Source organism: Bradyrhizobium lablabi (genome assembly GCF_018131005.1).
In the GTDB taxonomy this organism is placed as follows: Bacteria; Pseudomonadota; Alphaproteobacteria; order Rhizobiales; family Xanthobacteraceae; genus Bradyrhizobium; species Bradyrhizobium lablabi_D.
In genome coordinates, this window is the sequence record NZ_JAFCJK010000005.1 from 60,513 (window position 1) to 81,670 (window position 21,158).

The 21,158-nt window shown below is 62.1% G+C and carries 22 protein-coding genes; 10 read left to right on the forward strand and 12 right to left on the reverse strand.

Annotation, left to right across the window (positions count from 1 at the left end):
• Position 1: 1 nt before the first annotated feature.
• Positions 2 to 934, reverse strand: coding sequence for an ABC transporter substrate-binding protein (locus tag JQ553_RS16200; RefSeq protein ID WP_409363077.1), 933 nt, complete (start codon positions 932 to 934; stop codon positions 2 to 4).
• Between the two features lie 133 nt (positions 935 to 1,067).
• Between JQ553_RS16200 and JQ553_RS16205 the strand changes: the two genes are divergently transcribed.
• The gene (locus tag JQ553_RS16205) at positions 1,068 to 1,427 is read left to right on the forward strand and encodes a hypothetical protein (RefSeq protein ID WP_212500986.1); all 360 of its coding nucleotides are present in this window, start codon (positions 1,068 to 1,070) and stop codon (positions 1,425 to 1,427) included.
• Between the two features lie 91 nt (positions 1,428 to 1,518).
• Here JQ553_RS16205 and JQ553_RS16210 read toward each other — a convergent pair whose 3' ends face one another.
• The gene (locus JQ553_RS16210) at positions 1,519 to 2,349 is read right to left on the reverse strand and encodes a quinoprotein dehydrogenase-associated SoxYZ-like carrier (protein WP_212500987.1); all 831 of its coding nucleotides are present in this window, start codon (positions 2,347 to 2,349) and stop codon (positions 1,519 to 1,521) included.
• 46 nt (positions 2,350 to 2,395) lie between these two features.
• Positions 2,396 to 3,322, reverse strand: coding sequence for a quinoprotein relay system zinc metallohydrolase 2 (locus JQ553_RS16215; RefSeq protein WP_212500988.1), 927 nt, complete (start codon positions 3,320 to 3,322; stop codon positions 2,396 to 2,398).
• 166 nt (positions 3,323 to 3,488) lie between these two features.
• On the opposite strand from JQ553_RS16215, the gene JQ553_RS16220 reads away from it, so the two are divergent.
• Both JQ553_RS16220 and JQ553_RS16225 read left to right on the forward strand, forming a co-directional pair.
• Positions 3,489 to 4,370 carry a substrate-binding domain-containing protein gene (locus JQ553_RS16220; RefSeq protein WP_212500989.1) on the forward strand — a complete coding sequence of 294 codons (882 nt, stop codon included), beginning with the start codon at positions 3,489 to 3,491 and terminating at the stop codon, positions 4,368 to 4,370.
• Entirely contained in the window at positions 4,367 to 4,930 is a 564-nt protein-coding gene (locus tag JQ553_RS16225; protein WP_212500990.1) for a PQQ-dependent catabolism-associated CXXCW motif protein, read from the forward strand. Before JQ553_RS16220 ends, JQ553_RS16225 begins: the two co-directional genes overlap by 4 nt.
• A gap of 28 nt (positions 4,931 to 4,958) precedes the next feature.
• Here the strand turns inward: JQ553_RS16225 and JQ553_RS16230 are convergent, their stop codons facing one another.
• From JQ553_RS16230 to JQ553_RS16255, 6 genes are all read right to left on the reverse strand, one after another.
• Positions 4,959 to 5,258 (reverse strand): copper-binding protein, encoded by a 300-nt coding sequence (locus JQ553_RS16230; RefSeq protein WP_212500992.1) that lies wholly within the window; start codon positions 5,256 to 5,258, stop codon positions 4,959 to 4,961.
• 173 nt (positions 5,259 to 5,431) lie between these two features.
• Positions 5,432 to 6,043 (reverse strand): hypothetical protein, encoded by a 612-nt coding sequence (locus JQ553_RS16235; RefSeq protein WP_212501449.1) that lies wholly within the window; start codon positions 6,041 to 6,043, stop codon positions 5,432 to 5,434.
• 8 nt (positions 6,044 to 6,051) lie between these two features.
• The gene (locus tag JQ553_RS16240; protein WP_212500993.1) at positions 6,052 to 6,900 is read right to left on the reverse strand and encodes an ABC transporter permease; all 849 of its coding nucleotides are present in this window, start codon (positions 6,898 to 6,900) and stop codon (positions 6,052 to 6,054) included.
• Positions 6,897 to 7,718 carry an ABC transporter ATP-binding protein gene (locus JQ553_RS16245; protein ID WP_212500994.1) on the reverse strand — a complete coding sequence of 274 codons (822 nt, stop codon included), beginning with the start codon at positions 7,716 to 7,718 and terminating at the stop codon, positions 6,897 to 6,899. Before JQ553_RS16245 ends, JQ553_RS16240 begins: the two co-directional genes overlap by 4 nt.
• On the reverse strand, positions 7,715 to 8,686 hold the full coding sequence (locus tag JQ553_RS16250) for a YVTN family beta-propeller repeat protein (protein WP_212500995.1): 972 nt from the start codon (positions 8,684 to 8,686) through the stop codon (positions 7,715 to 7,717). Before JQ553_RS16250 ends, JQ553_RS16245 begins: the two co-directional genes overlap by 4 nt.
• Positions 8,687 to 8,700: 14 nt before the next feature.
• Positions 8,701 to 9,882 carry an ABC transporter substrate-binding protein gene (locus tag JQ553_RS16255; protein WP_212500996.1) on the reverse strand — a complete coding sequence of 394 codons (1,182 nt, stop codon included), beginning with the start codon at positions 9,880 to 9,882 and terminating at the stop codon, positions 8,701 to 8,703.
• A 109-nt stretch (positions 9,883 to 9,991) separates the two neighbouring features.
• On the opposite strand from JQ553_RS16255, the gene JQ553_RS16260 reads away from it, so the two are divergent.
• Positions 9,992 to 10,504, forward strand: a complete 513-nt coding sequence (locus tag JQ553_RS16260) for a DUF3280 domain-containing protein (RefSeq protein ID WP_249144342.1) — start codon at positions 9,992 to 9,994, stop codon at positions 10,502 to 10,504.
• Between the two features lie 15 nt (positions 10,505 to 10,519).
• Here the strand turns inward: JQ553_RS16260 and fghA are convergent, their stop codons facing one another.
• On the reverse strand, positions 10,520 to 11,365 hold the full coding sequence (gene fghA / locus JQ553_RS16265; RefSeq protein WP_212500997.1) for an S-formylglutathione hydrolase: 846 nt from the start codon (positions 11,363 to 11,365) through the stop codon (positions 10,520 to 10,522).
• A gap of 24 nt (positions 11,366 to 11,389) precedes the next feature.
• Entirely contained in the window at positions 11,390 to 12,010 is a 621-nt protein-coding gene (locus tag JQ553_RS16270; protein ID WP_212501451.1) for a response regulator transcription factor, read from the reverse strand.
• A 187-nt stretch (positions 12,011 to 12,197) separates the two neighbouring features.
• On the opposite strand from JQ553_RS16270, the gene JQ553_RS16275 reads away from it, so the two are divergent.
• Positions 12,198 to 13,562: a histidine kinase gene (locus tag JQ553_RS16275; protein WP_212500998.1), complete on the forward strand. Its 1,365-nt coding sequence runs from the start codon at positions 12,198 to 12,200 to the stop codon at positions 13,560 to 13,562.
• Between the two features lie 65 nt (positions 13,563 to 13,627).
• Here the strand turns inward: JQ553_RS16275 and JQ553_RS16280 are convergent, their stop codons facing one another.
• Positions 13,628 to 14,602 (reverse strand): helix-turn-helix domain-containing protein, encoded by a 975-nt coding sequence (locus tag JQ553_RS16280; protein ID WP_212500999.1) that lies wholly within the window; start codon positions 14,600 to 14,602, stop codon positions 13,628 to 13,630.
• A gap of 412 nt (positions 14,603 to 15,014) precedes the next feature.
• Between JQ553_RS16280 and xoxF5 the strand changes: the two genes are divergently transcribed.
• From xoxF5 to JQ553_RS16305, 5 genes are all read left to right on the forward strand, one after another.
• Positions 15,015 to 16,823 carry a lanthanide-dependent methanol dehydrogenase XoxF5 gene (gene xoxF5 / locus JQ553_RS16285; RefSeq protein ID WP_212501000.1) on the forward strand — a complete coding sequence of 603 codons (1,809 nt, stop codon included), beginning with the start codon at positions 15,015 to 15,017 and terminating at the stop codon, positions 16,821 to 16,823.
• Between the two features lie 109 nt (positions 16,824 to 16,932).
• Positions 16,933 to 17,424, forward strand: a complete 492-nt coding sequence (locus tag JQ553_RS16290; protein ID WP_212501452.1) for a c-type cytochrome, methanol metabolism-related — start codon at positions 16,933 to 16,935, stop codon at positions 17,422 to 17,424.
• A 49-nt stretch (positions 17,425 to 17,473) separates the two neighbouring features.
• The gene (locus JQ553_RS16295) at positions 17,474 to 18,583 is read left to right on the forward strand and encodes an S-(hydroxymethyl)glutathione dehydrogenase/class III alcohol dehydrogenase (RefSeq protein ID WP_212501001.1); all 1,110 of its coding nucleotides are present in this window, start codon (positions 17,474 to 17,476) and stop codon (positions 18,581 to 18,583) included.
• Between the two features lie 33 nt (positions 18,584 to 18,616).
• Positions 18,617 to 19,180 (forward strand): S-(hydroxymethyl)glutathione synthase, encoded by a 564-nt coding sequence (gene gfa, locus JQ553_RS16300; protein ID WP_212501002.1) that lies wholly within the window; start codon positions 18,617 to 18,619, stop codon positions 19,178 to 19,180.
• Positions 19,181 to 19,638: 458 nt separating this feature from the next.
• A complete protein-coding gene (locus JQ553_RS16305) occupies positions 19,639 to 21,144 on the forward strand; it encodes a M81 family metallopeptidase (protein ID WP_212501003.1) in 1,506 nt (501 codons plus the stop codon).
• The last annotated feature ends 14 nt before the right edge of the window (positions 21,145 to 21,158 follow it).

Sequence of the window (21,158 nt, forward strand, 5' to 3'; positions counted from 1 at the left end):
GTCAGTCTCCGGGAATCGCGTGGTAGAAGGTGCCGGAATCGAGGTCGGCCGCGCTCCCGACCAGTTCGCGGCCGCCGATCTGCGCCAGCACGCGGTAGAGCACGCGCGCATCCGCCTCCTCGTCGGCGATCGGGCGGCGCGGGATGCCTTCGCGGTAGCGGTCGCGATAGGCGCGCAGCGTGGCTGCATCTGCGGCGCCGGTCAGCGGGGCGATCGCGTCCCATTCGGCATCCGAGGTTGCGAGGATCTCCTTTGCCCCACGAGTCATTGCGATGAAGCGCGCCACCGCATCCTGGTTGGCATTGGCCCATGTCTCGTCGAAGACATAGCCGAGCATTGCGATACGTCCCTTGGCGCCGAGTTTCGGCAGGATATCTTCGACGCCGGCGAGGCGGCGAAAGCCCTTGGCTTCCAGCGCAGCACAGAAATTCCAGTAGTTGAGCGTCGCGTCCATCTCTCCGTCCAGCATCTTGGCCGCAAGCAGCGGCGGCGCGCCATAGACCACGGTCGATTGCGACTTCAGGTCGATGCCCTCACGCTTCAATGAGGCCTGCAGTAAGAGCCAGCTCTTGTCGATTGCACCGCCGGCGACCGCAAGCTTGCGGCCCTTGAGGTCCGCAAGGCTCCTGATCGGGGATGAAGTGGGCACCATCACCGCACCGAGCGAGCTCGAATAGGGATAGAACTGCAATTTGGCGCCGAGCGTGCGCTCGCGCGAGACCCACGGCCAGTCCGACACCATCATGTCGACGTTGCCGGCGCGGAGCGCGATCTTGCCGGCCTCGGGACTTGCGAGCTCGATAATGTCGATCGCGAGGTTGGCTTTTTTGTCGAGGCCGTGCGAGCGAATGACAGCCAGCTCCCAGGCCAGCGTCCCGGTCTTCTGCGATGCAACGCGGATGGTCTCCGCGCTGTAAGCGGTTGCAACCTGCATGACGGCCAGAACGGCCGCAGCCAATAGCGTGCGAACAGTACACAGCATTGATTCGTGAGCCGTTTCCTCGAATGTCTTCTTTTCAGCGCTCCACTCATAGCATAGCTTCCGGGTGGAGAAGGGAAGCAGGACCATGGCACGAGCAGGATTGGTAGGACCTATTGTCGCCGCCCTGGCCGCGCTTGTCGCGGCCGATATGACCGCGCGAGCCGACCAGGCCAACGATTATCCGACCTCGGCGCGAGCCGAATATGTGTTCGGCTGCATGAAGGCCAACGGCGAGAGCCGGCAGTCGATCGAGCAATGTGCCTGCTCTATCGACGTCGTTGCGTCGCTGGTGCCCTATGATCGCTATGTCACCGCCGAAACCGTGCTGAGCATGTCGCAGGTACAAGGAAACCTTGGTGGCCAGTTCCGCACCTCCGAACAGGCCGCGAACGCGCTCAACGACCTGCGCCGGGCGCAGGCGGAAGCAGAAGTCAGGTGCTTCTGATTCTTCCACGTCGTGGCCGTCCGACTCTTACCCTGAGGAGCCCACGAGAAGCGACGCAGGAACACTAAGGGCTGCGGCTACTCTACGCGCATCAGGTTCCGGAATCGTCGACCTTCCACTCGTGCTGGAACACGTGTCCGTCGGTGTCCTTGGCTTCGGCGCGGAAACGCTTGGCGCCATTTGAAACATAGGTGATGCGGATATTGGGATCCTCCGAAATGGAGATCCCGCCCTCCATCGCGAGCACCGGGCTATCGTCCTGCCACAAACGCAGTTCATTGACGAAGAATGCCGGGATGTAGAGCTGGGTGACCTGGTTCATCTGCAGGCCGGAGTTGTTCGGATGGCCGATCATGATCTGGGCCTCGCGCGTGGCGCTTGCGGGTCCCTGGCCGGTCCTCGCGAACTGCCGATAACGCATCTGGCCGAGACGCGCTTTTGCTTCCTCGGCGTTCTTGGCCGCCGGCGCCGAGCAGCCGCCGGACGCCTTCACGTAGATCTTCGTCATGTAGAGCTTGCCGTCGCTGAGTTCGGCGACCGCGTGCACGTTGGTGTAGCTGTTGACGCGGACCCGCGTCGAAATCTCGGTCACGTTGGAATCCGGACCAAGCGTGAACTTCGCCGCCATCGGAGCCGGATTTTGGTCGATCACGAGCGTAATGGTTCGCACGTGGCGGCTATCGCCGGGCGAAAGCCTGGTGCGCAATGTCACCGGGACGATCGCAGCGTCCTCGGCACGCGACGGCATTTCGATGCCGATCACATCGCTGCCGTCGTTCATCTGACGGTCGTTGAAGATATCCTGGACGAGCCCGGGCCATGGATCATAGGCGTCGGTACTCGCCGCGGGCGCAAGGTGAACGCCCAGCGCGATCGTGAGAAGGCCGGCGATGCAGAGCAGGCGGAGGCGATAGCGGGCCATGTTCGAATATCCTAAAAGGCACCTTCACAATAGGTTATCGCGGCATCTATTCCCATTCAATTTCCGAGAATGCTGCAGTTGCGTTGCGCGCATTGTAGTCGTCGAATAATTGCCAACGTGATCGCTCCGAGACTGCCGCACGTTCGGCCGCGACCGCGATCGGCTGACCGTCCGCAATCAGCGCGCGGACGTCTGCGGCGAGGGTGCCGAGATAACGCCGTTCGTCGCCAATGGCGGCGGGCCAGCCGCTCACGGGTCCGTGACCGGGAACCACGCGCAGCGCCGGAATGGCAGCGATTTCGTCAAGTGCGCGCAGCCACCCGCGGATGCTGCCGTCGACGACCGGAATGTGGCCGAGGAACACGAGGTCGCCTGCGAAGAGCGTCTTCGTCGGCTCATCAAATACAGTAAGGTCGCAGTCGCTGTGCGCGGTCGGCCAGGCGCGCAGCAGCAGGGTCCGGCCGCCGAGATCGATAGTGAGCCTGTCCTCGACCAGCAATCCTGGCGGCGTCATGCGTACCTCATTGATCAGTTCGTCACCCATACTGCGACGAAAACCATCGAGATAGAACTGTCCGCGGGTAGCGAACGCGCGCGGCAGGTTCTTGTGGCCGACAAGGGTGATCCCATCACCCGCAAACGCCGCATTGCCGAAGCTATGGTCAGGATGGGCGTGGGTATTGATTACGTAGCGGATCGGCTTTCCGGTGCGGCTGCGGATGGCTGCGAGCAATTGCCTGCCTTCGCGGACGCTGCCGCCGGTGTCGATCACCGCAACGGAGCTATCGCCGACGACGAATCCGACATTGGCAATCGCGCCATCATTCTCGCGGGTCATCAGCGCGACGTCGCCGATGTGCACGAATATTCCGGGGGCGACTTCGCTCACAGGCAATTCCCGCTCTTGCGCCCGCGCTATGGTCGATGCCACGAGCATCAGGAGTAGTGCGACCGCCGGACCACCAGGAGCCATGTTTCTGCCTCAGTTTCAGCGCGACAGGACGCTCAATTGCGTCACGCCCGGGTTGCGCCGCAGCAAGCAACGCGCGCCCGCGGTGCGGATTATCCTGTTGCACGGCATGGCCTGCTGAGCAATCTATGGATGGCGGCCACCATCCTATCCAGAGGAGACCTGCGCGATGAGAAGTGTCGGACACCGTCTCAGGCTGCTTGCACTTGCCGGTGTTGCCGTCTGTCTCGTCGGCCGCGATATCGCGCAGGCCCAGATGAATGACAGCGGCGATCTCTCGATCGAATTGGTCGATCCCAAGGTGTTGCGCATCTGCGCCGACCCACGCAACCTGCCGTTCTCCAACGACAAGGGCGAGGGTTTCGAGAACAAGATCGGCGAGCTTTTCGCCGAGAAGCTGCAGAAGAAGCTCGACTACATGTATTTTCCGCAGGCGACCGGCTTCGTGCGGGTGACGCTCGGGTCGCATCGTTGCGATGTCATCATGGGCTTTCCGCAAGGTGACGATCTCGCGCAGGGGACCAATCCCTATTACCGCACGGCTTATGCACTGATCACCAAGCAGGGCAGTGACCTTGACGAGGTGACGACGCTGGAAGACGAGCGACTAAAGGGCAAGCACATCGGCATCGTCGCAGGCACGCCGCCCGCGACCAACATGGCAGCCAACGGGTTGATGGGGAATGCAAAGCCCTATCCGCTGATGATCGATACCCGCTACGATTCGTCTGCCGAGGCGATGGTCAACGATCTTGCCAAGGGCGAGATCGACGCCGGCATCCTGTGGGGTCCGATGGCGGGCTTTTACGCCAAGAAGGCCAATCCCCCATTGCATGTCACGCCGCTGGTCAAGGAGACGAGGGGACCAAAGCTCGTCTATCGCATCGGGATGGGCGTGCGGCCGGCTGACCAGAACTGGAAACGGCAGCTCAACCACCTGATTCAGGAGAACCAAACATCGATCAACAAGATCCTGCTGGACTTCGGGGTTCCCCTGCTGGACGAGAACGACCAGCTGATCAGGGCGGAGGCCGTGACTAAATCGCCATGAAGCGGCGGCTTGCAAACGCCCTTGCCGTCGCGCTCATCATTGCCGATCCGGTTTGTGCGCAAGACAGGCCAGAGGAGCCCGCCGGGTACCGCACCGACAACTACCGCACGCCGGTACCGGCCACGTTGGCGGGCGCGCGCGTGTTGACGACCGAGGACGCCGAAGCGATTTGGCACGCGAAGTCCGGCGTCTTCATCGACGTGCTGCCGCGCGCGCCAAAACCGCCCAATTTACCGAAGGGAACCGTCTGGCGCGACAAGCCGCGGTTGAATATCCCTGACAGCGTCTGGCTGCCTGACACCGGCTACGGCAAGCTTGCTGTCGCTACGGAGGATTATTTCCGACAGGGGCTCGCTCGCGCATCGCATGGTAACCCTGCGACATTGCTCGTGATCTATTGCCAGGAGGATTGCTGGATGTCCTGGAATGCCGCCAAGCGTGCGCTGTCCTATGGTTACCGCAATGTCGCGTGGTATCCGGACGGAACTGATGGGTGGGAGCGCGCCAATCTCCCGCTTGCGGACGCGCAACCGGAGCCGCGCCTGGGCGAGGAGAAATGACCTGCACACCTGCGCGGGACGTGTGCCGCTACGGCTTTTCCTTTTGAAGCTTATCGATCGTCTTGCCGCCGCTGCCTTCGGTGGTCGAGAAGCTCACCTTGTCGCCGGCGTGAATCGGTTCGAGCATCGCCCCATTGGTCACCTTGAACTCCTGTATCACGCCACCTGTTGCGCCCACCGTGCCGCCCTGAGGCTGCTGGATGGCGATTGTTCCGTTCAATCGGTCAATCTTGGTAACCATTCCCGACGTGGATTGCTGGGCTAAGGCCGCTGACGTGACCAAGCCGACTGACAAAAGGCCGGTCAGTGCGATCTTTGCTGCTCTCATCGAGGCCTCCCAATTTCCGAGATACAGTGGGACGAAACAGGCGGCAGGCGCGTTTGGTTCCGCCTGCGCGCCGTGAACGGCACACAGGTCCGTGATGCGGTCGCATGATGCGATTCGCGCGAACCGGCGTCCGCCTGGTACATAGACCGCGTCGGCGTCCATTTGCCGCAGGGTCACTCCAATTCCTGCTGGATCGTGCGGCCGAGCGCGAACAGGCGCTGGTCGATCGCAGTCGGAACGTCGCAGACAAATTTGACCACACGCCGGCGGTCCTCGAAGATCCGCGTTTCCCAGACCAGTTGATTGCCGAGCTCGTCGATCTTGGGCTGGTCGGGGGGCGTGGCGCCCTGCAAAGCCTGCAGCTCCAGCGTATCGGAGCGGATCTTTTCCACGGCATTGCGCTGCTTGCGCATGACTCGCTCGAGCCCGTTCATGACCGACGCGCGTTGTGCGTTCAGGGTATCGAACAGGCCGGCGAAGAGCAGCCTTCCGGCTGTGGCCTTGTCGGCCGCGCTCGACAGGAACTCCGTGATTTCCTTCTGTGCTTCCTCAAGCGGGATGCGGCGTGCCGACAGCCTGGTCACGAGTGCGTTGATCTTCGGATCGTCCTTCCATTTGCTCCCGGCGTCGTCGAGCGGCGGTCCGGCCCAGACTTGAGCGAGCGAGATTTCAGGCACCTTGGCCTGCGCACACGGCCAGTCCGGATAGCGCGGGTCGGCAGCGAGCGCCGTCCGGTTTGACAGTGCGACAGCGAACAGCGCGCTGATTGTGATCCGCCATACCATTTGCGACTTCATGCCTCGCCTCCGCCGGGCCCGCGGCGCACCAGTCCGCGCGATGGATCGTAAGCATAGATCGCGCCGATCATGAAGATCGCCGTGCAGCCGCCGACCACCGCGAACGAAACCCAGTTCATCTGTCCGTAGAGCGCAAAGCGTATCAGCTCGACCGCGTGCGTGAACGGATTGAACAGGCAGACATAATACAGCAGCGGACTGCCTTCCCGCACGCGCCACAGCGGATAGAGCGCCGAAGAAGCAAAAAACATCGGAAAGATCACAAAGTTCATCACGCCGGCGAAATTCTCGAGCTGTTTGATGCCGGACGAGATCAGCATGCCCAGTGCGCCGAGCATCAGGCCAGACAGGATCAACGCCGGCAGTACCGTGAGATAGCCGATCGTCGGCGGTGCGATGTCCCAGAACCAGGCGATCAGCAGGAACGCATAGACCTGCAGCAGTGAGACCGCAGTGCCCGCGAGCAGCTTGCAGAACAGAAGGTAGCCGCGGGGCAGCGGGCTCACCAGCAGGGTGCGCATGTTGCCCATCTCGCGGTCATAGACCATCGAGAGCGAGGACTGCATGCCATTGAAGAGCTGGATCATCGCCATCAGGCCGGGCGCGATATAGACCTCGTAGAGGATATAGGTCTCGTAGGGCGGGATAATCGAGATGCCGAGCACCTGACGGAAGCCGGCGGCGAAGATGAACAGCCAGACCAGCGGCCGCACCAGCGCCGAGACGAAGCGCTCGCGCTGATGCAGGAAGCGCAGCGCCTCGCGCCACACGATGCCGTTCAGGCAAGTGATGTATTCCGAGAGCGAGAAGCCGCTTCGCGCAGGCGTAACGGTCGTGCTGGTCATGACGCCGGCCTCCCCGAAACCGCCGCGGCGCCGGTCAGTCGCATGAATGCGGTGTTGACGTCCTGCGCGCCGGCATCGGCGACGACCCGCGAGACCTGGCCGTGCGCCAGCACTTTGCCTTGGTGCAGAACCACAAGGTCGTCGTTCGGCATGATCTCGTCGAACAGATGCGTGGCCCAGAGCACGCCGATGCCCTGTTCGGTGACGAGCTGCCGCACGTGATCGAGAATGTCGGCGCGCGCCTTGACGTCGAGTCCGACGGTCGCCTCGTCGAGCAGCAGGAGCCGCGGCCGATGCAGTAGCGCGCGGGCAATTTCCACCCGCCGCATCTGGCCGCCAGAGAGGTCGCGCACCTTGCTGCCGGCGCGGTCGGTGAGGCCGATGCGGGCCAACACTTCGCCGCTGCGCAGGCGCGCCTCGCGTCGCGAGATGCCGTGCAGCGCGGCGTGGTAAAGCAGGTTCTGCGTCAGCGACAGATCGAGGTCGAGCGTGCGCGGCTGGAACACCACGCCAAGCAGCCGCAGCGCCTCGCCCGGAGCGCGGCTGATGTCGTGACCGAAGATGCTGATTCGGCCGCTCTGGATGCCGAACAGCCGCGTCACCAGCGAGAACAGCGTGCTCTTGCCCGCGCCGTTGAGACCGAGCAGCGCGGTGAAACTGGCCGGCGCGACGGTGAAGCTGACGTCGTCGAGGGCACGCCGCGGACCATACGAATGGCTGATCTTTCCGACGGACAGCGCCGGCCGCACGGCAGCGCTTTGCCGGGGATCGGCGTCCGGCGCAGGCTGGCTGGCGATGTGCGCGTCGGTTGCGGTCATGGCTTTGCGATCGTGATGCCCCATGGCAATTCACCGACCTGGATGGTCTTGATCACCTTCTGCGCGGCAACATCGATCACCGAAACGTCGTTCGAGACGCCGTTGGTGACCAGCAGATATTTCTCATCCGGGGTGAAGTCCATGTGCCAGACCCGCTGGCCGACCAGGAGGTACTTCGTGACCTTGTGGCTCGCGCCATCGACCACCGCGATGCGGTTGGCGGGACCGAGCGCAATGAACGCGGTCTTGCCGTCCTTGGTCATGCCGATGCCGACCGGCTGGATCGCCTCGCGGCGCAGGCCGGGAATATCGAAGGTGATCTTACCGGTGACCTCGCGCTTGACCGGATCGATGATCGACACCGTGCCCCCGATCTCCGAGGATACCCACAATTCGGAGCCATCGCGCTTGAATTCGGCAAAGCGCGGCCGCGCATCGACCAGAACGTTCGCCACGATCTGGCGCGTCGCCGTGTCGATGAAATGCGCCATGTTGGTGGTCTCGGAGGTATTGATCAGCATCTTGCCATCCGGGCTGATAGTCATGCCCTCGGGTTCGACACCGACCTGGATGTCGCCTATCCGGGCGCGTTTCTCGAGATCGATCACTGTGACCGTATTGTCGTTCTCGTTGGCGACATACATGATCTTGCCGGCGGCATCCTGGGCGAACAATTCGGGGTCGGGACCGGAGGGCAGGGTGTCGACGATCTGCTGGGTCTTGGCGTCGATCACCTGGATCGTGTCATCGTCGCCGACCGCGACCATTACGAACTTGCCGTCGCGCGTGAACTCGATTCCGCGCGGCCGTTGCCCGACCTTGATCGTCCTTGTCACGGTCCAGCTGTCGGTGTCGATCACCGAGACCGTGTTGCTCTTCTCGTTGGAAACATAGGCAATGAAGGCGGACGCCGGCGTAATGGCGGCAAGCCATGCGGACACTCCGGTTAGCAGACAGCGGCGCCACATGCGTTAACTCTCCCTCACTGCAGCTTGCATTTCGTCTCGGGCCGGTCAACACCGAGCGTGTCGAGCTCGGAGACTTGGTGCAAGAATCCTTCCTGCGGCGACACCGAGACGACCATGCGCCCATCGACCAGAAGGATCGGTTGACGAAGCTGCAGATTCCAATCCCGCAACGTCAACCGTGTGCCCTTGAAGGCGGCGACGGAAAAGTCCGCTCCCTTGAGAAAGGCAAACACCTTCTTCGGGTCGCCTGAATTGGTGCGCGACGTCGCTTCGCCGATCATACGCGCCGCCGTCCATGCCTGCATGTCCAGCGCGGTCATGCGCCGCGAATTGAGCTTCATGAATCGGTTCTGCATCTGCACGGCGCCCCATTGATCCTGCGCCGCATCCCAGCTCGTCGGCACCAGACCGGCCGAGCCAGCCACCGGCCGCGGATCCCACGTGCGATAGGGCAGATACGCTGCGAACACATCGCTCTCGTCGGCGGCGACCAGAACGTCATAGGCCGGGGCCTGCTGCGTGAACACCGGTATCTGGCGCTGGATCAGCGTCACGCCGCTATCAGTGCGTCGCGCGCCGCCGGTGTCCTCAAAGGTCCGTTCCTGAACGATCTTGGCGCCGAAGCGCGTTGCGGCGCGCCGCAGCGCGTCGGCGTAAAGCTTGTCCCGATCGTGCGATCCGACCACCAGCAGCCAGCGCTTCCATTGCTTCCAGACCAGATATTGCGCGAGTGCATCGGCCAGCATCGTGCGGGTCGGTGCAACGTGAAGGACGTTGGCACGGCAGTCCTGCTCGCGTAGCCGGTCGTCAATTGCGCCTGCATTCAGCAGCACGGTGCCGCGGTCACGCAGCGCGTCGGCGGCCCTGAGCAGCGCATCAGCAGGCAGGTCGGCGATGATATAGTCGTTTCGGCCGGCGAGTTCGGTGGCGGCCTTGGCGACATCCTCGCCGTCCTTCAGGCGAACCTCCTCCAGCGTGAAATGCTGGTTGAGGAATTTGCCCGTCGTATTGTTGTCCTCAATTGCAAGACGCGCACCTGCGACGCCATCATTGTCGGCCGGCTGCTCGACCAGGGACAGTTTCGACTTGACGCCCGAGTGACCGAGATAGCCGACATGGATCTCGGCTGGATCAGCCGCCAGCGCCTGGGTCGCAACCATGCTGAGCGCAATCGTGCCGACCAGCCATCGGAACATAGCTCCTCCCGTCAGTCCTCTTCTTATGTTGCAAGATGACTGAATTGTCTTAGCTTGCAACCCGGCTTTTCGTCGTTGCGCGGTTGCAAATCTCAAGCGGTTCACGATCATGAGAGTACTGTTGGTCTGTGCTTTGCTAACAATGGGCTTGGTGCCGGTGCGTGCCGAGCCACCCAAGCTTGCGGTATTCGATTTCGAGATGATCGACACCAGCCTTCAGGGCGAGGTGAACGGGAAGCGTGCGGACGAGCAGGCGCGGCTCGGGCGGGCCGGCGAGCAGGTGCGCCAGGAACTGGCGGCATCCGGCAAGTTCCACGTTGTCGATATTGCCCCCGTCAATGCTGCCGCACACGGCAGCAATCTTCAGGCCTGCGGCGGATGCGACGTGAAGCTTGCGGACCAACTCGGCGCCGATCTTGCGATTACGGGTGTGGTGCAGAAGGTTTCGAACCTCATCCTCAACGTCAATCTCTATTTGCGCGACGTCCATACCGGGAAATTGCTCGCGGCGATGAGCACCGACATGCGTGGCAATACCGATGAATCATGGTCACGTGCCACCGGCTACCTCCTGCGCAATCGGCTGCTCGCGCCGAATTATGGTGTGCCGCAGCCCCAATAATACGACAAGACGAGATCAGACCTTCAGGCGCGCGGCATGCCAGCGCAGATGGTCGGCCATGAAAGTGGAGATAAAGTAATAGCTGTGGTCGTAACCGGGCTGGCCACGCACGGTGAGCGGAATGCCTGCCTTCTCGCAGGCCGCCTTCAAAAGCTCGGGACGAAGCTGTTCGGCGAGAAACTGGTCGGCATCGCCATAGTCGACGAGCAATTCGGAGAACCGCGCGCCGTCCTCGATCAACGCGACCGCATCGTGCTTGCGCCATGCTTGCTTGTCGTTGCCGAGATAGCCGCCCAGCGCCTGGGTCCCCCATGGCACCTGGGACGGCGCCACGATCGGCGCAAAGGCGCTTGCCGCACGATACCGATCAGGATTGCGCAACGCCACGGTCAGCGCGCCGTGGCCGCCCATCGAGTGGCCAAAGATCGATTGCCGCTTCGCGTCGACAGGAAATTGCTCAGCGACAAGCTTCGGCAGCTCCTCGGTCACGTAGCTCCACATGCGGTAGTTGCGCGCGAACGGCTCTTGCGTGGCGTCGACATAGAAGCCGGCTCCGAGCCCGAAATCGTAGGAATTGGCGGGGTCGCCGGGCACGCCGTCGCCGCGCGGGCTCGTGTCAGGCGCGACGAAGACCAAGCCGAGCTCGGCGCAAGCCTGCCGGTATTCACCCTTTTCCGTAACGTTGGCGTGGGTGCAGGTCAGGCCCGACAAATAGTAGACGGCCGGCAGCTTGGCGCCGGTGGCCTGGGGCGGGACAAAGACCGAGAACGTCATGTCGGTCTTGGTCTCGCGGCTCGGGTGCCGGTATACGCCTTGGATGCCGCCATAGGATTTGTTGAGCGAAATCGTCTGCATTTTCATGATCGTCGGTTCCGGTTCGCGATGTCAGGCGACGCCGCTCTCGATCGCCAGTCGCACCAGCTCGGCTGACGTGCGCACGCCAAGCTTCTGCCGCATGATCGACGACGTGTTGGCCACCGTCTTGTACGAGGAATGAACCAGCCAGGCGATTTCGGACAGGCTCTTGCCGGAGCTGAGCAGGCGCAGGATTTCCATCTCGCGCGAGGTCAATTTCGACAGTGGGTTTTGCGCGAAGGCCGGCCGCGCGAATGCTATGCTGCGCGCGATCGCCGGTGGCAAATAGACGCCGCCATTGGCGACTTCCCGGACCGCTTCCACGAGGTCATTCGGGTCTCCGGTCTTGGAGACGTAGCCTTTGGCGCCGATGTCGATGGCGCGCGCGGCAAAGACCGGATCGTCGTTCATGCTGAACATGATGATGCGTGCTTCGTCGTCGCGGGCAAGGATGCGGCGCGCCAACTCGAATCCTGAAACCGTCGGCAGGTTGATGTCGATCACGCAGATATCCGGCTTCTCGGCGACAAAGGCACGCTCGCCGCTCTCCGCATCGGATGCCTCCAGTAGCGCGACCGCGGCATCGTCGGCAAATACGGTGCGGCAGCCCGATGCAACGATAGGATGGTCATCAACGATCAGAATGCGCATCGCGTCCTTCCCGTCGAACCGGGTCAACCCCTTCATCACCGCATCGATCTGCACAAAGAACCGGACGGCACCGGTTCCGATCCGCTGTGCACCTCATACGAGATTGCAGTAGGCTGCGATTAGATAGCTGGGCAAATTGGACTGTCAACGTTCCTCTGCGAGGAGGATTCGCGGCGGGGGCAACGCAATGTGGCAAAAACTATCCCTGCGCGCGCGGATCAACCTGCTGCTGGCGCTCATCTTGATGCTGGGGCTTGCCATCAATATTGCCCGGCTCGTGCTGGAGGCGGGACCCCGCGTGCAGGCCGAAGACCAGAGCGTGATCCGTCTGGCGCGTGAATTCGTCGAGACGATCGTTTCTGGTCTCGACGACGCCCCGGACGCCGATGCCCGGCTCGACAGAATCGTCGAGGACCTGAGCCGGCTCCGTCATGTCAGCATCGCGCGACAGGATGACGCAAGCACCGGGATGATCGCGCGGCCCGCCGAGGCCGCAGATCCCCGCGCGCCGCCCGCGTGGTTCGTCGCCCTTGTTCACCCCGAGCAGACCTCCGTGCGGGTGCCGATCTCGATCCGCGGCAAGCGGCAATCGCTGGTGATTACGTCGCATCCGGACGACGAAATGGCCGAGATTTGGGATGGGATCGTTACCCAAGTCGAAGTCGGCTCCGCGATCGCGGTCGCGCTCTTCCTGGTTACGATGCTGGTCGTCGGCCGCGCGCTGGCGCCGCTGGAAGCGCTGTCGCAAGCCATGACCAGCATTGAGGCGGGACGTTACGATGCGCGCGTCGAGCCCGGCGGCTCGCCCGAACTGGCAGCCATCTGTGCCAAACTGAACCATCTTGCGGCGACATTGGGCGAGGCGGTGGACGGCAAGCGCCTGCTCGCCGAGCGCGCGGTCTCGCTGCAGGACTCCGAACGCAAGGAAATCGCGCGCGAACTGCATGACGAGTTTGGGCCCTATTTGTTTGCGTTGCGCGCGCATGCCGGCGCCTTGATGCGGCTGTCCGAGCTCGACAAGCCCGACGCCACGGCGTTGCGCAAGCATGGCAACGCCATCCTCGATCAGGTCAACGCGCTCCAGCAATTCACGCGCCGCATTCTCGAACGACTGCGTCCAGTCGGCTTGGCCGAGCTCGGCCTGCGCGAAGCGCTCGGCGCACTGGTGCGTCTGTGGAGCGAGACGCACCCGGACGTGGAGATCGAGAGCAGCATTTCCAGCGTGCTCGGTGAGGCCGGCGAGACAGCCGACCTGACGATCTACCGCATCGTCCAGGAAGCTCTGACCAACGTTTTCCGGCATGCCGGCGCGACGTCGGTGAAGATCACCGTCGAACCCGGGTCACGGCCGGCCGAGCCGCGCGGCAGCCGGGACTGCGCCTTGGTGCGGGTTCGCGATAATGGCCGGGGCCTGCGGCCGGATCACAGGCTTGGGCGCGGCCTGACCGGCATGCGCGAGCGCGTTCTTGCGCTCGGAGGGACGCTCAACGTCCATTCTGGTGAAGACGGTGTCACGGTCGAGGCGTTCGTTCCCAAGGTTGTGCAACCGTAGATCATGATCCGGAAGCCCGGCCGGAAGGCAAGCATGAACAGGGGCAGACCGTAGAGGCGAGGATGCTATTCCAGCACGACGTCCGCGGGCATGATGCCGTGCTGGCCCTTGTGGACGGAAGAGGGGGCGACGCCAAAATATTTGCGGAACACGCGGCTGAAATGTGAAGAGCTTGAAAAGCCCCACGAGAATGCCACGTCGGTGATGGTCTTGCCGTTCTGGGCCTCCAGCTCCTGCCGGCAGTGCTGCAGCCGCGCGCGCCATATGTAATCGCTGACCGTCATGCCGCGGTCGCTGAACAGCATGTGCAGGTAGCGCTTGGAGCAGCCGAGAGCCGCGGAAATGCGATCGATGCAGAGATCGGGGTCGCGCAGATGTTCGCGGATGAAGCCTTGCGCGCGCACGTAGGTGGCCTCGGCGCTGCCGCGGTCGAACATGGCGCCGGTTTCGCGCAGCGGCAGCAATAGTAGATCGATCAGCGAATCGGCCACGCCGACGGCGGTCACGGGGGACAGTTTCGGTGCCTCGCCAAAGACGGCGTGCACGAAGTCATGGGCGATGCGGCCGGTGCCATTGCGCGCCGATAGTTTGCATGGCGCCATCTTGGAGAGCTGGAAGCCACGTTCCTTCAGGAGGTCCTTTGGAACGATCACGACCTCATGACGGGTCAGTGACGGGCTGATGATGGTGTGCGGGCAGGACACGTCATAGGCGAAACAGTCGCCGGGCATGATGTCGAAGTGACGGCCTTCCTGCTCGAAGTGCGACACGCCATGGGTCTGGAAGACGATCTTGATGTAGGGGTGTTCACTCAACCTGATGCGCGAGAAACGATGTGCGATGCGGTGCTGACTCGCCTCGATTTGGCACAGCTTGAGCCGCGATACCGTCGTGTAGTTGATCCGTCCCTCGAGGGTGGATCCCTCCAGGGCATCCACATCGAACTGGCCGCACAGATCGGTCAGCGCATCTGACCAACGCTGGATTTGGCCCTTGGGCGTCAATCCGGTCGTGCTGAGTGAATGGACTGTATCGGACATCTTTCCAGCCACCGATTCGATCCCAAACGCGACGGCCCACTTGACAAAGCCTGGCCCAAGATGAGGCGCCTTTTCCCCAGTGCGCAAAAGGGTTCGGGCAGCAGGCGGGATTTCTTCCCAGTCAATTTCGGGCAATCCTCCGACTTAGTTCTGGCGTCGTCAAGCGCAACGTCCGAGGCATGAGGCCCGGCTAGGGGCTGCGCCGATCGCTGATGCTCTGCAGCATGAAGGGACCCGGCGATCGGATCAAAACAAGACGCCAAAAAATTGACGGAGCTTCGCTTTCGAGCAAACTACTCTTCCCTATTGGGCAAGTCGTGCGCCGCCGATCAGGGTACGGCTTGGGAACCAAGGCTGAATAAGTGGGCCGTTTCGACGGAAACCAGGGCTCTTAAATTGGGAGGAATCCACAATGCGCAAGGTGCTATATGCGACCGGGCTTGGCGCAATGGCGGCATTTGCCGCAGGAGCGGCTAACGCCAACGAAGAACTCGCCAAGATGGCGCAGGACCCCAAAGGCTGGGTAATGCCAGCCGGCGATTATGCCAATACGCGCTATTCCAAGCTGAATCAAATCAACGCCTCGAACGTCGGTAAGATGCAAGTCGCGTGGACGTTTTCGACCGGCGTGCTGCGCGGCCACGAGGGTGGCCCGCTCATCATCGGCAACATGATGTACGTCCACACACCGTTCCCGAACAAGGTCTATGCTCTTGACCTTTCGCAGGACAACAAGATCGTCTGGAAGTACGAACCGAAGCAGGATCCTGACGTCATCCCCGTAATGTGCTGCGACACGGTGAACCGTGGCGTGGCCTATGGCGACGGCAAGATCTTCCTGCATCAAGCCGATACGACGCTGGTCGCGCTCGACGCCAAGACCGGCAAGGTGGAGTGGTCGGCGAAGAACGGCGATCCCAGCAAGGGGTCGACGGGCACGTCCGCACCGCTGGTGATCAAGGACAAGGTTCTGATCGGTATCTCCGGCGGCGAGTTTGGTGTGCAGTGCCATGTCACCGCCTACGACACCAAGACCGGCAAGCAGGTCTGGCGCGCTTTCTCCGAGGGGCCGGATGACCAGATCATGGTCGACCCCGAGAAGACCACCGATCTCGGCAAGCCGGTGGGCAAGGACTCGAGCCTCAAGACCTGGCAGGGCGATCAGTGGAAGATCGGCGGCGGCTGCACGTGGGGCTGGATGTCCTATGATCCATCGCTGAACCTCGTCTATTACGGGTCGGGCAACCCCTCCACCTGGAACCCGAAGCAGCGTCCCGGCGACAACAAATGGTCGATGACCATTTTCGCGCGCAATCCGGATACCGGGATGGCCAAGTGGGTCTACCAGATGACGCCGCATGACGAGTGGGACTATGACGGTGTCAACGAAATGATCCTGAGCGATCAGCAGATCGGTGGAGCTGACCGCAAGCTGCTGACCCACTTCGATCGCAACGGCCTAGGTTACACGCTCGACCGCGTCACGGGTGAGTTGCTGGTTGCCGAAAAGTACGATCCGAAGGTCAACTGGACCACGGGGGTCGATATGAACAAGGGTTCGCCGACCTACGGCCGGCCGAAAGTAGTGGACCAGTTTTCGACCGACAAGCAGGGCGAAGACGTCAACGTGAAGGGGATCTGCCCGGCTGCGCTCGGTTCGAAGGATGAACAACCGGCCGCCTACTCGCCGGAAACGCAGCTCTTCTACGTGCCGACCAACCACGTCTGCATGGACTATGAACCGTTCAAGGTGAGCTACACCGCGGGTCAGCCCTATGTCGGCGCGACGCTGTCGATGTATCCGCCTCCCGGCGAAACCCATATGGGCAATTTCATCGCTTGGGACGGTAAGACCGGCAAGATCGTCTGGTCGAACAAGGAGCAGTTCTCGGTTTGGTCGGGTGCTCTCGCGACCGCCGGCGGCGTGGTGTTCTACGGCACGCTGGAAGGCTACCTGAAGGCTGTCGATGCCAAGACAGGCAAGGAGCTTTACAAGTTCAAGACGCCGTCCGGCATCATCGGCAACGTGACGACTTATGAGAATGGCGGCAAGCAGTACGTGGCTGTGTTGTCCGGCGTCGGTGGCTGGGCGGGAATCGGTCTTGCGGCCGGTTTGACCGACCCGACTGACGGCCTTGGCGCCGTTGGTGGGTATGCCGCGCTGAGCAACTACACCGCGCTCGGCGGAACGCTCACCGTGTTCTCGTTACCGCAGCAATGAGCTGACCGAACTCAATCCGGCGCGTGGAGCAATCTCCATGCGCCGGTTCGTCTACCTTATCGCATTCAAGGACAGGCTCTTGCGCAAGATCTGGTTTGTGATGGCCGCGATGATCATCGTGGTAACGGGAGGAGTCGCCTCCGCCGAAAACGCGGTCGATCCGGCTGCGGTCAAGTCCGAAGACGGCAAATACCTCGACAAGGAAGGAAACCCGACCTTCAAGGTCACGGCCGACGGCACAGTGGATTGGTACACCTATTCCGGATACCGCCGCTATCACTCGGAGTGCCACGTCTGTCACGGTCCCGACGGGATGGGGTCGACCTATGCTCCCGCGCTGGCAAATTCGCTGAAAACCATGAGCTACCCAGATTTCCTTGCCGTCGTTGCGAGCGGACGCAAGAACGTCAACACGGCGCAGGAGAACGTGATGCCGGCGTTCGGCGATAATCCGAACGTCGCCTGCTATATGGATGACCTCTATGTGTACCTGCGTGCCCGCGCCAACAATGCGGTTGGGCGCGTCCGTCCAGCCAAGCATGAAAACAAATCAGATGCCTATGCCAAAGCCGAAGACAGCTGCATGGGGACCAAGAAGTGAATATGGTCGGCGCGGATGACAACCGTTGTCGTGTTTTGGAGAAGTTAAGATGAAAACGCGCGCCGCAGTCGCTTTTCAGGCGAAGAAACCGCTGGAGATCGTCGAGCTCGATCTGGAAGGACCCAAGGCCGGAGAGGTGCTCGTCGAGATCAAGGCCACCGGCATCTGTCACACGGATGCCTACACGCTCGACGGATTCGACAGCGAGGGTATCTTTCCCTCGATCCTCGGTCACGAGGGCGCCGGCATTGTGCGCGAGGTTGGCCCCGGCGTGGCGTCGGTCAAGCCTGGCGATCATGTGATCCCGCTCTACACGCCGGAATGTCGTCAGTGCAAGAGCTGTCTCAGCCAGAAGACCAATCTCTGCACCGCGATCCGCGCCACGCAGGGCAAGGGTGTGATGCCCGACGGCACCTCCCGCTTCAGCTACAAAGGGCAGACGGTGTTCCACTACATGGGCTGCTCGACATTCTCGAACTTCACCGTGCTGCCCGAAATTGCCGTTGCGAAGATCCGCGAGGATGCGCCCTTTGACAAGAGCTGTTACATCGGCTGCGGCGTGACCACCGGCGTCGGTGCGGTCGTCAACACCGCCAAGGTGACGCCGGGCGCCAATGTCGTGGTGTTCGGGCTCGGCGGGATCGGCCTCAACGTCATCCAGGGTGCCAAGATGGTCGGCGCCGACAAGATCATCGGCGTTGATATCAACGATTCGAAGGACAACTGGGGCCGCCAGTTCGGCATGACGCATTTCGTCAATCCGACCAAGGTGAGCGGCGACATCGTCCAGCACCTGGTTACGCTGACCGACGGCGGCGCCGACTTCACCTTCGATTGCACGGGCAACACCAACGTCATGCGGCAGGCGCTCGAAGCCTGCCATCGCGGCTGGGGCGTCTCTGTAGTGATCGGCGTCGCGGAAGCCGGCAAGGAGATCGCAACGCGCCCGTTCCAGCTTGTCACCGGACGCGTCTGGAAGGGCACCGCATTCGGTGGCGCGCGCGGCCGCACCGATGTACCGAAGATCGTCGACTGGTACATGAACGGAAAGATCCAGATCGATCCGATGATTACTCACGTGCTGAAGCTCGATGAGATCAATAAGGGGTTCGACCTGATGCACGAGGGGAAATCGATCCGCTCGGTCGTCGTGTTCTAGAATCAAAACAGCAAGCAGTAGGAGGATAGGCCCATGACTGTTCATATCCACCCATCGGTCGACAACGGCGTCAAGCAGGGCTCTGGTAACTTTGCCGGCGGAACCCTGGTGTGCAAATGCAAAGACAAGCAGGTCAAGGTCGGGATCAAGGGCGATGTGGCCCACAATCATGCGTGCGGGTGCACCAAGTGCTGGAAGCCCGAGGATGCGATCTTTTCGGTGGTCGCTGTGGTGCCGCGCGAGAACGTGACGGTGCTGGAAAACGGCGACAAACTCCAGATTGTCGATGCCGCGGCGGTGATCCAGCGCCACGCCTGCAAGGGCTGCGGCACCCATATGTATGGCCGGATCGAGAACAAGGGCCATCCGTTCTATGGTCTTGACTTCATCCATCCCGAACTGTTCCAGGAATCCGGTTCGGCGGCCCCGGGATTTGCAGCGTTCGTATCATCCGTGATCGAGTCCGGCGTAAAACCGGCCGACATGGCGGGGATCAGGGCGCGGCTAAAAGAACTCGGGCTTGAACCCTATGACTGCCTGTCGCCGCCATTGATGGATGCGATTGCCACTCACGTGGCAAAGGCCAAGGCCGCTTGAGCCGGGCACCTCGACGAGACCCCACGCCGGAAGCAGCCGCTGCCGGCGTGGAATAACCCTGCAAACATCGAGTGACATTGAACCGTGCATCTCCCAGGGCGACTAGGGGGCATGCATTTATTTCCTTGTCCGCCTTGCTTCCTCGGTCCGTTAGCAAATCCCGTCAGCTGTCCGCACCGCGTCGCCGGAAGAGCGCCGCATCGTTGCGCGCAATGCGGCGATTGAGCGGTTCTCCGAGTTCCACGATTCCGGAAGAAATTCGACGAAGACGCGCACAAGGAATCTGCGGTAGCAGGGAGAGGACGCCTTCGGGCATTGCTTTGCGGAACGCACGCCGGAGCGGCCTCATTTGCCGAGGCCGCCGGCAAGCCCGCGCTTACGGCCGGCGGCATGACCTTGGGCTTGTGTCGAGGGCCGATGCGCAGCAACGTCGGTAAGACTAGTAGGCGAGCAATAACATGATCGATAAGATACGCATCGCCGTCCTGCATTTTTCCCACGAAACCGTCACGTTCCTGCCGAACGAAACCACGTTGGACGACTTCATCTATCCGGGTTCGCCAGCGAAGGGCGAGGCGCTGCTGCGCTTCGATCCCACGTCCTACATGGGCGGCTTCGTGAAGTTGGCACGGGAATTCTCCGAGGTCGAATTGGTCGGCATAGAGTCGCCACTCTGGCCGAAGACCGGGATCGGCTCGGGCTGGGTTACGGACGACGCCTACGAGCATTTCGTTGGCAAGATGATCGCGGGACTCAGGGAGGAAGGGCCATTCGACGGCGTCTACCTTTGCTTGCATGGAGCAATGGCAGTGCACGGCACTCCCCGTCCGGAGGCCGACTTCGCGCGGCGGGTCCGGGAGGTAGTCGGGCGTGGCGCGTTCATCGCGGCGACCTTCGATCTTCATGGCAATGAGGACGAGGCGTTTCTTCAGCAGGCGGACATGGCATTCGCCGTCAAATACTTCCCTCACTATGACGGCTATTTGCAGGGCCAGCGTGCCGCGCGCACGCTGGTCCGCGCGATCCGGGGTGATTACAAGCCGGTGCACAGGACCGTCAAGATTCCCGTGATCTCGCCCACGGTGTTGCAATGGACGGGCGCATCGCCCTGGATGGATCTCGTGCAGCGTGCGCTGGTGTGGGAAGCGCGCGAGGTGGATGTCTATGTGAACATCTTCTTCGGTTTTCCATTTGCGGACGTGCCCGACGTCGGCATGACCGTGCAGGTGTTGACAAACGACGATGCAGAGCTGGCCGAGCAGGTCGCCCGCGATCTTGCAGTAACGATCTGGCGACTACGCGAGCCATTGTTGAAGTCAACGAAGATTCACAGTATTGCCGAGGGCGTCGCGCTGGCGGGGCAAGCCATCGCGAGCGGGAGCAGGCCCGTCGTGCTGGCCGATCACAGCGACCGTTCCGGTTCGGCAACCTGGCTGCTCCGCGAGATCATTGCACAGGATCTCGGCAACACGCTGATCGCGACCATCGCAGACGCCAGAATAACCGCGAGCCTGAAGGCTTCCGGCGCCAAAGCCGGCGACGCCTTCGACATGGAGGTCGGCGGTCTGGTCGACGAGTCGGCGGGAGAGGCGGTGCGCATCCAGGGCACCGTGCTGGCCGCGGTCGAAGGTCACGGCCAGTTCTGGGTCTGCGTGAGGTTCGGCCGCAACAATGTGCTGATCCTCTCGACCTATCTCGTGCAACTCATGGAGCCGTTCTCGCTTAAGGCCCTCGGACTTGACATCGATGCATTCGACGTGATGGCGATCAAGTCGCGGGTCCACTTCCGGCGTGGGTTTGACGACAACGGCTTTGCGAAGACTATTCTCTTGGTAGAGCCGGAGCGGCCGTTCCTCGGCACCACGCGCCTCGACAAACTGCCTTACAGGAATGTCGATCTTGCGCGGTTCTATCCCTATGGAAGTCCGGCGTTTGCATCTGATTGGCCGGGACAAGACGGCTAACGCACTTGACGCCG